At 72.3% G+C, this 12,114-nt stretch carries 11 protein-coding genes, 1 rRNA gene and 1 pseudogene; 10 read left to right on the forward strand and 3 right to left on the reverse strand.

The window, feature by feature from the left end; genetic code table 11:
- Positions 1 to 90 precede the first annotated feature (90 nt).
- The 3 genes and pseudogenes from rrf to ACT1U9_RS24845 all read left to right on the forward strand — a co-directional run bounded on the left by rrf (position 91) and on the right by ACT1U9_RS24845 (position 2,608).
- A 5S ribosomal RNA gene (rrf, locus tag ACT1U9_RS24835) occupies positions 91 to 207 on the forward strand.
- 625 nt (positions 208 to 832) lie between these two features.
- Positions 833 to 1,687: pseudogene (locus ACT1U9_RS24840) on the forward strand (tetratricopeptide repeat protein); the annotation flags it as partial.
- A gap of 81 nt (positions 1,688 to 1,768) precedes the next feature.
- Positions 1,769 to 2,608 (forward strand): hypothetical protein, encoded by an 840-nt coding sequence (locus ACT1U9_RS24845; RefSeq protein WP_444539235.1) that lies wholly within the window; start codon positions 1,769 to 1,771, stop codon positions 2,606 to 2,608.
- A gap of 73 nt (positions 2,609 to 2,681) precedes the next feature.
- Here ACT1U9_RS24845 and ACT1U9_RS24850 read toward each other — a convergent pair whose 3' ends face one another.
- Positions 2,682 to 4,010, reverse strand: a complete 1,329-nt coding sequence (locus tag ACT1U9_RS24850; protein ID WP_444534869.1) for a DUF1015 domain-containing protein — start codon at positions 4,008 to 4,010, stop codon at positions 2,682 to 2,684.
- 71 nt (positions 4,011 to 4,081) lie between these two features.
- Between ACT1U9_RS24850 and ACT1U9_RS24855 the strand changes: the two genes are divergently transcribed.
- The 4 genes from ACT1U9_RS24855 (at position 4,082) to ACT1U9_RS24870 (ending at position 8,212) form a co-directional block, all read left to right on the forward strand.
- A complete protein-coding gene (locus ACT1U9_RS24855) occupies positions 4,082 to 5,110 on the forward strand; it encodes an HAD hydrolase-like protein (protein WP_444534870.1) in 1,029 nt (342 codons plus the stop codon).
- A gap of 113 nt (positions 5,111 to 5,223) precedes the next feature.
- The gene (locus tag ACT1U9_RS24860) at positions 5,224 to 6,294 is read left to right on the forward strand and encodes a FecCD family ABC transporter permease (RefSeq protein WP_444534871.1); all 1,071 of its coding nucleotides are present in this window, start codon (positions 5,224 to 5,226) and stop codon (positions 6,292 to 6,294) included.
- A complete protein-coding gene (locus ACT1U9_RS24865) occupies positions 6,291 to 7,355 on the forward strand; it encodes a FecCD family ABC transporter permease (protein WP_444534872.1) in 1,065 nt (354 codons plus the stop codon). Before ACT1U9_RS24860 ends, ACT1U9_RS24865 begins: the two co-directional genes overlap by 4 nt.
- Before the next feature lie 47 nt (positions 7,356 to 7,402).
- A complete protein-coding gene (locus ACT1U9_RS24870) occupies positions 7,403 to 8,212 on the forward strand; it encodes an ABC transporter ATP-binding protein (RefSeq protein ID WP_444534873.1) in 810 nt (269 codons plus the stop codon).
- Here the strand turns inward: ACT1U9_RS24870 and ACT1U9_RS24875 are convergent.
- A complete protein-coding gene (locus ACT1U9_RS24875) occupies positions 8,209 to 8,556 on the reverse strand; it encodes a sterol-binding protein (RefSeq protein ID WP_444534874.1) in 348 nt (115 codons plus the stop codon). The two genes, ACT1U9_RS24870 and ACT1U9_RS24875, sit on opposite strands and share 4 nt — an antisense overlap.
- 42 nt (positions 8,557 to 8,598) lie before the next feature.
- Here ACT1U9_RS24875 and ACT1U9_RS24880 point away from each other — a divergent pair, with 42 nt between their 5' ends.
- From ACT1U9_RS24880 to ACT1U9_RS24890, 3 genes are read left to right on the forward strand one after another with little or no spacing between them, the layout of a single operon-like run.
- A complete protein-coding gene (locus ACT1U9_RS24880) occupies positions 8,599 to 8,880 on the forward strand; it encodes a hypothetical protein (RefSeq protein ID WP_444534875.1) in 282 nt (93 codons plus the stop codon).
- 7 nt (positions 8,881 to 8,887) lie between these two features.
- Positions 8,888 to 9,703 carry a TlyA family RNA methyltransferase gene (locus tag ACT1U9_RS24885; protein ID WP_444534876.1) on the forward strand — a complete coding sequence of 272 codons (816 nt, stop codon included), beginning with the start codon at positions 8,888 to 8,890 and terminating at the stop codon, positions 9,701 to 9,703.
- A 5-nt stretch (positions 9,704 to 9,708) separates the two neighbouring features.
- Positions 9,709 to 10,650, forward strand: coding sequence for an NAD kinase (locus ACT1U9_RS24890; protein WP_444539236.1), 942 nt, complete (start codon positions 9,709 to 9,711; stop codon positions 10,648 to 10,650).
- Positions 10,651 to 10,672: 22 nt separating this feature from the next.
- On the opposite strand, the gene ACT1U9_RS24895 is transcribed toward ACT1U9_RS24890, so the two are convergent.
- Positions 10,673 to 12,025, reverse strand: coding sequence for an FtsX-like permease family protein (locus tag ACT1U9_RS24895; RefSeq protein WP_444534877.1), 1,353 nt, complete (start codon positions 12,023 to 12,025; stop codon positions 10,673 to 10,675).
- Between the last annotated feature and the right edge of the window lie 89 nt (positions 12,026 to 12,114).

The following is a 12,114-nucleotide window of genomic DNA, read 5'->3' on the forward strand; positions in this document are numbered from 1 at the left end:
CTGTGTTTGTTCTGAAGCAACGAACAGTTGCTGGTTGAGCAGAACCCACTTAATTGAAGAGTGTGCTTGTTCGCTCGAAACCGATAGGGTTTCGGTGGTCATAGCGTTAGGGAAACGCCCGGTTACATTCCGAACCCGGAAGCTAAGCCTTTCAGCGCCGATGGTACTGCAGGGGGGACCCTGTGGGAGAGTAGGACGCCGCCGAACAATCTTTCAGGACCCTTGGTCCCAGCGTTCACGCTGGGACCAAGGGTCCTTTTTTGTTTTTGTTTCAATTTGCCGAAGCGCGTCGGGCAGCCGACTGCGCGAGAATGACTAGCAGTACCCGAAGACAGGAGTCGCACCGATGTCCACCAACTCTCCCGAGGACCGTCCGCAGCGCGAGTGGCGCAGCCGTGACGGCGGTGACAGGGGCGGCTACCGGGGCGGTCGTGACGACCGCGGCCCGCGCCGTGACGACAACCGCGGCGACAGCCGTGGTGGCTCCGGCGGTGGCTACGGCCGCCGCGACGACAGCCGTGGTGGCTCCGGTGGCGGCTTCCGCCGCGACGACCGCCGTGATGACCGAGGCCGCGATGACCGTGGCCCGCGCCGTGACGACGACCGTGGCGGTCGTCCGTCCGGTGGCGGCTACGGCGGCGGTTCCGGCGGTGGCTATGGCCGTCGCGACGACCGTCCGTCCTTCCGTCGTGATGACGACCGTGGTGGCCGTCCCTCCGGTGGCGGTTACGGCCGTCGTGACGACAACCGTGGCGGTACCGGTGGCGGCTTCCGCCGCGATGACCGTCCGGCTCCGCGTCGTGATGACGACCGTGGTGGCTTCCGCCGTGACGACCGTCGTGATGAGCGCCCCTCGTTCCGCCGTGATGACGACCGTGGTGGTCGTCCGTCCGGTGGTGGCTACGGTCGTCGTGACGACAACCGTGGCGGTACCGGTGGCGGCTTCCGTCGTGACGACCGTCCGGCTCCGCGTCGTGATGACGACCGTGGTGGCTTCCGCCGTGACGACCGTCGTGACGAGCGTCCGTCCTTCCGCCGTGACGACGAGCGCGGTGGTCGTCCCTCCGGTGGTGGCTACGGCCGTCGTGACGACCGTCCGGCCCCCCGCCGCGACGACGACCGTGGTGGATTCCGTCGCGACGACCGTCGTGATGAGCGCCCCTCGTTCCGCCGTGACGATGACCGTGGTGGTCGTCCGTCCGGTGGTGGCTACGGTCGTCGTGACGACAACCGTGGCGGTACCGGTGGCGGCTTCCGCCGTGACGACCGTCGTGACGAGCGTCCGGCCCCGCGTCGCGATGACGACCGTGGTGGTTTCCGCCGCGATGACCGTCGTGATGAGCGCCCCTCGTTCCGCCGCGATGACGACCGTGGTGGCCGTCCCTCTGGCGGTGGCTACGGCCGTCGCGATGACCGTCCGGCCCCCCGTCGCGATGACGACCGTGGTGGTTTCCGCCGTGACGACCGTCGCGATGACCGTGGCCCGCGCCGCGACGACGAGCGCGGTGGGTTCCGTCGCGATGACCGCCGTGACGACCGGGGCGGCGACCGCGGTGGGTTCCGTCGCGATGACCGCGGCGGCGACCGTGGCGGGTTCCGTCGCGACGACCGTGGACCGCGTCGCGACGACGACCGTGGTGGGTACCGCGGCCGTGACGACCGCGGCGGCTACCGTGGCGACGACCGCCGTGAGCGGGAGCGCGACCGTGAGCCGATCAAGCGGCTGCCGATCGACCAGGACGTCACCGGCAACGAGATCGACGAGGACGTGCGTCAGGAGCTGCTGAGCCTGCCCAAGACCCTCGCCGAGGACGTCGCGCAGAACCTCGTCATGGTGGCCCGGCTGATCGACGAGGACCCCGAGCAGGCGTACGCGTACTCGCGTATCGCGCTGCGGCTCGCCTCCCGTGTGGCTGCGGTCCGCGAGGCGGCCGGGTTCGCCGCGTACGCGACGCAGAAGTACTCCGAGGCGCTGGCCGAGTTCCGGGCCGCGAAGCGGATGACCGGGCACGTCGAGCTGTGGCCCGTCATGGCCGACTGCGAGCGCGGCCTCGGCCGGCCCGAGCGTGCCCTTGAGATGGCCGGTGCGCCCGAGGTGCAGAAGCTGGACAAGGCCGGTCAGGTCGAGATGCGCCTGGTCGCGGCCGGTGCGCGCCGGGACATGGACCAGCTCGACGCCGCCATCGTGACCCTGCAGAGCCCGGAGCTGGCCTCCAACTCGGTCCAGCCGTGGACCCCGCGTCTGCGCTACGCGTACGCCGACGCGCTGCTCGCCGCCGGCCGTGAGGACGAGGCGCGCGAGTGGTTCGCCAAGGCGCTGGAGTCCGACAAGGACGGCGCCACGGACGCCTCGGACCGTCTGGCCGAGATGGACGGCGTGGACTTCGTGGACGCCATGACCGACGAGGATGAGCTGGACGCCGACGTCATCGCCGACGAGCCGGAGCTCGACGTCGCCGGTGAGTCGGACAGCGCGCCCGACGAGGACGACGAGCGTGCCGACGTGGACGCCGACGACGACCTCGACATCGAGGCCGTCGCCGACCAGCCCGTCGTGGCAGCGGACGCTGACACCGACGCGGACAAGGGCCAGGCCGACAAGGCCTGAACCCACTGAGTAAAAAGGGCGGCACCCCGGTCGGGGTGCCGCCCTTTCTCGTATCCGCGCCCTGAAAAAGGCGTCAGCTCACCGTCAGGCTCCGCAGCACCAGGCCCGTCGCGGGCTTCGGGCCGAAGGACGTCGACTTGCGGGGCATCGTCACGCCCTGGCGGGCCAGGTCGCGGACGACCTCTTCGCGTACGGGATGCATGAGCACCGCCGTGCCGCCGCGCCGTTCCGCCTGCTCGACGGCGGCCGCCGTGTCGTGGATGTACATGATGTGCTCGGGCGCGTCCGGGATGCGCCAGACGTGGTCCAGGAGCGTGGAGTGGAGCACGGTGGCGTCCAGGTCGCGCCAGGCCTGCGGGCGGTCCGTGCGGATCGTGCGGGCGAGGAGGTCCTCGTCGGGCCGGTCGAGGAGGTGGAAGCGGCCGTCGCCCGCCAGCAGGAACGCGTTGCCCTCGGCGCTCGCCTCCGCCAGGAGGTCCAGCGCGTCGGGCAGCGGCACCGCGAACGTACGGACGCGGAAGGCACCTGTTTCGGCCACGGCGGCCAGCGCTTCGCTGACCGGAAGCCGGTGCAGCAGGCGGTGGATGGCGCGTACCCGCAGCGGGTAGCGGGCCGTGTCGACGAGCAGGACCAGGCCGAAGTCCCAGGGGCCGGGGCCGGACTGCTCGGAGCGCAGGCGCAGGTAGGTCGCCCAGCGGTGGTGGCCGTCGGCGATGACCGCCTGGTGGTGGGCGAGGTCGGCCTGGATCGCGGCGAGGTCGGCGGGGTCGGTGACCGCCCACAGCCGGTGGCTGTAGCCGTCCTCGGTCGTCGTGGCGAGCAGCGGCTCGTGCTGTACGGTCCGCTCGATCACGGCGCCCGCGCCCCCCGGACCGGTGGCCGCGCTTCCGTTCAGCCCCGCCGCGCTCCCGTTCGCGCCCGTCTCGGCGTGGTACGTGAGCAGCAGCGGCTCGAAGTGGGCGGCGGTCGTCCGCATCAGGTCGGCGCGGTCCTCGACGACGTGCGGCATCACGTCCTCGTGCGGCAGCACGACGCCCTCGGAGGGCTCGGACAGGGCGAGCGCCCCGATCAGCCCGCGCTGGAGCAGTCCGCCGCCCACCTGCTCGTACACATAGAGCGCGGGTTCCGGATCGGGGGCGAGGACGCCCTCCGAGAGCCAGTCCTCCAGGGTCAGCGCGGCCTGCTGGTGGCGCGCCGTGGGCGTGGCCGCCTGCGGGAGGATCAGCCGGACGATGTTGTACGGGTCCGCCGACTCCAGGTGCAGCAGGCCGTCGGGGCGGACCACCACGTCGTACGGCGGGGAGGTCACGGCCGCGAGGCTGCCGACGCGCTCGGGTACATAGCGCAGTCCTCGGAACGGGATCAGGCGCAGCCCGTCGTCCGCACGCCCAGTTGTGGTCATTGGTGCATGGTAAGTGGGGTGCGGACATGCGCGATGATCGGGGGAGAGCATCGAGCGAGGAGTGGATGAGGATGAGCCAGCCGAGCAGGACCCGGCCGAGCGGCAGCGCGGTGGCGCTGAGCGAGGCGTACGACACGGCTCTGCTGGATCTTGACGGGGTGGTCTACGCGGGCGGTGAGGCGATCGTGCACGCGGTCGACTCCCTGGGCACCGCGCGCGAGGGCGGGATGCATCTCGCGTACGTGACCAACAACGCGCTGCGCACCCCCGACGCGGTGGCCGCGCACCTCACCGAGCTGGGCGTACCCGCCGAGCCCGGTGATGTGATCACCTCGGCGCAGGCGGTGGCGCGGCTGATCGCCGAGCATGTCCCGGACGGATCACGGGTGTTGGTGATCGGCGGGGAGGGGCTGCGGGTCGCGCTGCGCGAGCGCGGGCTCGTCCCGGTGGAGTCGGCCGAGGACGATCCGGCGGCGGTGGTGCAGGGGTACGGCGGGCCGGACCTCGCGTGGAGCCGGTTCGCGGAGGCGTCCTACGCGATCGCGGCCGGGGCGCCGTGGTTCGCGTCCAACACCGATCTGACGATCCCGAGCGGGCGCGGCATCGCGCCGGGCAACGGCGCGGCGGTCGAGGTGGTGCGGATCGCGACCGGCGCCGAGCCGACCGTGGCCGGCAAGCCGTTGCCTCCCATGCACCGGGAAACGATTCTGCGGACGGGTGCGCGCAAGCCGCTCGTGGTCGGGGACCGGCTCGACACGGACATCGAGGGGGCGTTCAACGGCGGGGTGGACTCGCTGCTCGTCCTCACCGGGGTGACCGACGGCGCCCAGCTGCTCGCCGCCCGGCCCGAGCACCGGCCCACCTTCGTGGACGCGGATCTGCGGGGCATGCTGACCGGCCAGCCGGAAGTGGCCGAAAACAGCGGTGAGTTCCTGTGCGGCGGGTGGACGGCCGCCGTGCGCGACGAGGCGTTCGCGCTGGACGGCGACGGCGAGCCGATCGACGGGCTGCGGGCGCTGTGCGCGGCGGCGTGGACGTACGCGGGGGACGGTACGTGCGACCTGGACGCGGGGAAGGCGCTGGCGCGGCTGGGGTTGTGACGTCGGGGAGTGGGCAGGTGGTGAACCTGGCCGCTCCTGTTCCCTCGTGCGACAGGTCGTAAAAGATCAAGGGGTCTGTCGGGGGCTTGAGAGGGTAGGCTAACCTAACTCGGGTGTTGGTAGACAGCCCTCCCGAGCCCGGCGCGACGACCGACCCCGCGCTACCGAAGCCGAACCCGGCCGCGACCCCCCGGCGGCACGCGATGCGCGCCGCCGGGCTGTTGGTGTCCCTGGGCGTGCTGGCCCTCGTGGCCGTCGCGAGTATCGCGGTGGGTGCGAAACAGATACCGGTGTCGGACGTCTGGCACGGGCTGTTCCACTACTCCGGCACCGCCAACGACGTCATCGTCCACGACACCCGCGTCCCCCGCACCCTGCTCGGACTGCTCGTCGGGGCCGCGCTCGGCGTCTCCGGCGCGGTGATGCAGGCGCTCACCCGCAACCCGCTCGCCGAACCCGGCATCCTCGGGGTCAGCGCGGGCGCCTCCGCCGCCGTCGTCTCGGCCATCAGCTTCTTCGGCGTCACCAGCCTCACCGGATACGTGTGGTTCGCCTTCGCGGGGGCCGCGGTCGTCTCGGCGCTCGTGTACATCCTGGGCGGCAGCCGGGCCGCCACCCCGGTCCGGCTCGCGCTCGCGGGAACGGCCGCGACGGCCGCGCTCTACGGCTACATCAACGCCGTGCAGCTGATGGACTCGGCGGCCCTGGACCGGCTGCGGTTCTGGTCGGTGGGCTCGCTGGCCTCCGCCGACACGGCCACGGTCACCCGGATCGCGCCGTTCGTGGTGGCCGGTCTGGTGCTCGCGGCGCTCATCGCCCGGCCGCTCAACGCGATGGCGCTCGGCGACGACACCGCGCGAGCCCTGGGCGCCCATCTGACCCGTACACGCGTGTTGTCGATGGTCACCGTCACCCTGCTGTGCGGGGCCGCGACCGCCGCCTGCGGGCCGATCGTCTTCATCGGGCTGATGGTCCCGCACATCGTCCGGGCCATCACCGGGCCCGACATGCGCTGGATCCTGCCGTACGCCGCCGTGCTCTCGCCGGTGCTGCTGCTCGGCTCGGACGTCGTCGGTCGGGTCGTCACCCGGCCCTCCGAGCTCCAGGTCGGCATCGTCACCGCGCTCATCGGCGGGCCCGTCTTCATCTTTCTCGTACGCCGCAAGAGGATGGCCCACCTGTGAAGCCGACCGTGAAGCCGTCACCGAAGTCGTCCGTCAAGGCTGTTCGTACGCCCGGTGGTTACTCCTTCCGGCTCGACCCCCGCTCGCTGGTCGTCGTCGTGGGGCTGCTCGTCGCGGCGCTCGCAGCGGGCGTGGTCCTGGTCGGCAGCGGCGACTTCGACATCGCGCCCGTCGACGTCGTCCGCACCCTTTTCGGCGGCGGCACCGCGCAGCAGGACTTCATCGTCAACGAGCTGCGGCTGCCGCGCGTGCTCGTGGGTCTCCTGGTCGGCGCCGCGCTCGGGATCTCCGGTGCGGTCTTCCAGTCCATCTCCCGCAATCCGCTGGGCAGTCCGGACATCATCGGCTTCGGGCAGGGTTCGGCGGTCGGGGCGCTCGTCGTCATCGTGTGGTTCGGCGGCAGCGCCACCGAGGTCGCGGTCGGCGCGCTGATCGGCGGGCTCGCGACCGGTGTCGCCGTGTACGTCCTCGCCTGGCAGAAGGGCGTGCACGGGTACCGTCTGGTGCTCGTCGGCATCGGCACCGCCGCGATGCTCACCGCCTGCATCCAGTACCTGCTCACCAAGGCGCAGCTGGTCGACGCGACCCGGTCCATGGTGTGGCTGACCGGCTCGCTCGACGGGCGCGACTGGGCCCAGGTCTGGCCGCTGCTCGCGCTGTTCGCCGTGCTGCTCCCGGCGATCCTCGCGTACGGACGGCCGCTGCGGATGCTGGAGATGGGCGACGACGCGGCGTACGCGCTCGGCGTGCCCGTCCAGCGCACCCGGACCGTACTGATGCTGGCCGCCGTGCTGCTCAACGCCGCCGCGACCGCCGCGGCAGGTCCCATCTCCTTCGTCGCGCTCACCGCGCCGCAGCTCGCCCGCCGTCTCACCCGCGCCACCGGGCCGAACATCCTGGCCGCCGGCTGCATGGGCGCGACCCTGCTCGTCGTCGCCGACTGGGCCTCCCAGCGGCTGTTCGGCGAGAGCAAGCTGCCGGTGGGCGTGGTGACCGGGGTGCTCGGCGGTCTCTATCTGCTGTGGCTGCTGGTCACCGAGCGCAAGGCGGGCCGGATATGAGCGCCCCGCACCTCCCCAACCCCCGTACGGATTCCAGGAGTACGAGCATGCAGCGCCTCAGCGCCGATTCGGTGACCCTCGGCTACGACCAGCGGGTCATCGCCGAGGACCTGTCGGTCCAGATCCCGGACCACTCGTTCACGGTCATCGTCGGCCCCAACGCCTGCGGCAAGTCCACGCTGCTGCGCGCCCTGTCGCGGATGCTCAAGCCCAGCCGGGGCCGGGTGCTGCTCGACGGGGAGACCATCCACGCGATGCCCGCGAAGAAGGTGGCCAGGACGCTGGGACTGCTGCCGCAGTCCTCCGTCGCGCCGGACGGGATCACCGTCGCCGACCTGGTGGCCCGCGGCCGCTACCCGCACCAGGGGCTGCTGCGGCAGTGGTCGGCCGAGGACGAGCGGATCGTACGGGAGTCGATGGAGGCGACCGGGGTCGGCGAGCTGGGGGAGCGGTACGTCGACGAGCTCTCGGGCGGGCAGCGCCAGCGGGTGTGGATCGCGATGGCGCTCGCCCAGCAGACGCCGCTGCTGCTGCTCGACGAGCCGACGACGTTCCTCGACATCCAGCACCAGATCGAGGTCCTGGACCTCTGCGCCCAGCTCCACGAGGAGCAGGGGCGCACCCTGGTCGCGGTGCTGCACGACCTCAATCAGGCGGCCCGGTACGCCACGCATCTGATCGCGATGCGCGGCGGCGAGATCGTCGCGGAGGGTCCCCCGTCCGAGATCGTCACGGCGGAGCTGGTGGAGCGGGTGTTCCAGGTCCGCTGCCAGGTCATCGACGACCCGGAGACGGGCACCCCGCTGGTGGTACCGGCGGCCCGGCAGCGGGCCGCGGTGGCGTCCACAGGGTCCTAGAGCAGCGTCCGCAGGCGCAGCAGGTCGCGGAAGCCCGCCTCCAGGCGGACCCGGCCGGTGGCCCACGCGCGGGCGAAGTCGAGGTCGCCCCCGACCAGCGCCACCAGATCGTCGCCCCGCATGGCGAGCCGGATCTGGGCGCGGTCGCGGGGCGGGCCGTCCAGCGTGTCGTGGACGTGGATACGGCCGTCCCGGAGGCGTCCGGTGAACGTGATGTCCAGGTCCGTGATGTGGCAGCTCAGCGAGCGGTCCAGCGCGGCGGCGGCGTGCACGTCGCCCTCCGCGCCCGCCATGTTGTCCGAAAGCTCGTCGAGTGCCGCGCGGCACTCCTGCGTGGTCGCCATCGTGATCGACCGTACCCCAGGGCCACGCGGTAGCGTCGTGGCATGAGTGACTTGATGCCGGGGCCCGAGGCGGACGCCGGCGTGGGCGACAGCCCCGCAGACCCGGTTGGCCCGGCACCCCTGGGCGTCCCCCGCGAGCCCACCGGCGACGCCGGGGTGGACGCCCTGGTCGAGCGGCTCGGCGACGTCGACCACCTCGATACGGACGGACACCTTGACGTGTACGAGGATGTACACCGGGGGCTGCGCGAGACGCTGACCGCGCTCGACGCCCGCCCGGGGCCACCGGCCCCGGTACCGCATCCGTACGACAACAGGAGCTGAACCGAACGTGGCAGGAGTGGCACGCCGCCGCCTCGACGCCGAGCTGGTCCGCCGGAAACTCGCCCGGTCGCGCGAGCACGCCGCCCAGCTGATCGCCGCGGGGCGGGTGACCGTGGGCAAGACCGTCGCCACCAAGTCCGCCACCCAGGTCGAGACCGCCGCCGCCATCGTGGTCGCCGACGACGACAGCGACCCGGACTACGTCTCGCGCGGCGGCCACAAGCTGGCCGGGGCGCTCGCGGCGTTCGTGCCGCGGGGGCTGAAGGTCGAGGGGCGCCGGGCGCTGGACGCGGGCGCCTCCACCGGCGGCTTCACGGACGTCCTGCTGCGCTCCGGCGCCGGGCACGTGGTCGCCGTGGACGTCGGCTACGGACAGCTCGCCTGGTCCCTGCAGAGCGACGACCGGGTCACCGTCAAGGACCGTACCAACGTACGGGAGTTGACGCTCGACGACATCGACGGCGAGCCGGTCGACATCATCGTGGGGGACCTCTCCTTCATCGCCCTCGGGCTGGTGCTGCCCGCGCTCGTGCGGTGCGCGGCGCCCGACGCGGACCTGGTCCTGATGGTCAAGCCGCAGTTCGAGATCGGCAAGGACCGCCTGGGCAGCGGCGGGGTGGTGCGCAGCCCCGAGCTGCGGGCCGAGACCGTACGGACGGTGGCCGCGCAGGCCGCGGCCCTCGGCCTCGGCGTGGTGGGCGTCACTGCCAGCCCGCTGCCCGGACCCTCCGGCAATGTCGAATACTTTCTGTGGCTGCGGGCGGGGGCGCCCGCGCTCGATCCGGCGGATGTCGACCGTGCAGTGGCGGAGGGACCCAGTTGAGCGCGTTGGAGAGCACGACCAGTTCGGCAGAGGCGGCACAGGGACAGGACGAGGGGGTACGGACGGTCTTCCTGCTCGCGCACACGGGGCGGCCCGCCGCCATCCGCAGCGCGGAGCTGGTGGTGCAGGGGCTGCTGCGGTCCGGCATCGGCGTACGCGTCCTGGAGGCGGAGGCGGCCGATCTGCCGCTGCCGGACGCCGTGAAGACGGTGAAGGAGGCCACGCCGCAGTGCCTGGACGGCTGTGAGCTGCTGATCGTGCTCGGCGGGGACGGGACGCTGCTGCGCGGCGCCGAGTTCGCGCGGGCGTCGGGGGTGCCGATGCTCGGCGTCAACCTCGGGCGGGTCGGCTTCCTCGCCGAGGCCGAGCGGGACGACCTGGACAAGGTCGTCGACCGGGTGGTCACGCGCGCGTACGAGGTCGAGGAGCGGATGACCCTCGACGTCGTGGTGCACAGCAACGGCGATGTGGTCCACACCGACTGGGCGCTGAACGAGGCCGCCGTGCAGAAGGTGTCGCCCGAGCGGATGCTGGAGGTCGTCCTGGAGATCGACGGCCGTCCGGTGACCGGGTTCGGCTGCGACGGCATCGTGTACGCGACGCCGACCGGCTCCACCGCGTACGCGTTCTCGGCGGGCGGGCCGGTGGTGTGGCCGGAGGTCGAGGCGCTGCTGATGGTGCCGATCAGCGCGCACGCGCTGTTCGCCAAGCCGCTGGTGACCTCGCCGAGTTCGGTGCTCGCGGTGGAGGTGCAGCCGCACACCCCGCACGGGGTGCTGTGGTGCGACGGGCGCCGGACGGTCGAACTGCCGCCCGGGGCACGGGTGGAGGTCCGCCGTGGCGCGGTGCCGGTGCGGCTCGCACGGCTGCACCACGCCTCGTTCACGGACCGCCTGGTCGCGAAGTTCGCGCTGCCGGTGAGCGGTTGGCGCGGCGCGCCGCACTGAGCCGGTCTCAGCAGGCGTCCGGTCAGGTCGCGTTGAGCGTCCTGATCGCGCGCCTGCGCAGCGCCGCCCGTACCGGCAGGCCGGTCGCGAGCAGCGTCAGGAGTACGGTCCCGGTGGTGATGGCCAGGGCTGTCGGCCACGGCAGATACGGGACCGGCGAGCCGAACTGGGCCGCCAGCATGGGCGCGAGCGTGGCAAGCGCGATCACCGAGCCGAGCACCAGCGCGGTGGCCGCCACGATGGCCGCCTCCCACGCGGCCATCGCCCGCACCTGGCGGGGCAGCGTGCCCACCACGCGCAGCAGCGCGATGTCGCGGCGGCGCTCGAAGGAGATCATGGCGAGGGTGTTCGCCGCGGCGATCGCGGCGAACCCCGCGTACAGGCCGGTGCCGAAGTAGTCCAGCCACACCTCGCCCGCGCTGCCCGAGGAGCCGGTGCGGTGGGCCGCCGTCGTATGCATCGCGATCTTGGTGAGGCCGAAGCCGGTGACCAGGACCAGCGGGACCACGGCGGCGGAGAAACGGCGGGGCTGGGAGCGGACGTTGAGCATCGCGAGCCGGGCGCTGCCGCCGAACCGGCGGGCCGGGGCCGACACGAGGCGGGCCGCCGGGCCCACCACCTTCGGGCCGAGCAGCCCCGCGCCCAGGCAGAACAGCAGCAGGACCAGGAACGCGCCCTGGGCGGCCTTGTCGGCGGACTGCTTCGAGAGTGCGACGGACAGCGTGCACGCCCCCGCGACCGCGACGACGCCCAGCGGGCCCCGCAGCCACCCGAGGCCCTGGCGGCCCGCCGAGGCCTCGTCCAGGGCCCTGGCGGGCCGCAGCAGCGAGAACCGCAGCGAGGCGAGCAGCGCCGCGAGCGACGACGTCACGACCGCGACCGCCAGGCAGACCGGCAGCGCGAGCCACGTGAAGCGGTACGTCACCTCCGCCGGGATCAGCCCGTGGTCGCGCATCCCGGCGAACCAGACCCGGCTCAGCACGCCCCCGCCGAGCAGGAACCCGGTCCCCGCGGCCGGGACGGCGGCGGCGACGGCCTGGACGACCACGGCCCGCCTGATCTGACGGGGACGGGCGCCGATCGCCCGTACCAGCGCGAGCTCGCGGTGCTGCTGGGTGACCGCCGTACCCATCGTCGAGGCGATCACGAAGATCGACATATAGATGGATCCGATCAGCATCACCACCGACATGTCGCCGATGTCATTGGCCGACAGAGCGGCACGCGCCTGCGGGGACAGGCCGTCGGGGGAGGTGCTGATCAGCATCGTCATCGACGCGCTCACCACGGTCGCGGCGAACATCGCGGCGACGAACGTACCGATGAAAGCGGGGCGGTGGCCGCGCAGGGCCGAATGGGCCAGTCCTGTGCTCATGGTGAAAAGCCTGGTGGAGGGGGTGGTGCTGGGTGAATGGGGCGGCCGTCAGGATCAACCGGGGGTTAACCCGAGGGTGAGCGCAGGTG

Origin of the sequence: Streptomyces sp. BR1 (assembly GCF_052373795.1) — a bacterium.
Taxonomy (GTDB): domain Bacteria; phylum Actinomycetota; class Actinomycetes; order Streptomycetales; family Streptomycetaceae; genus Streptomyces.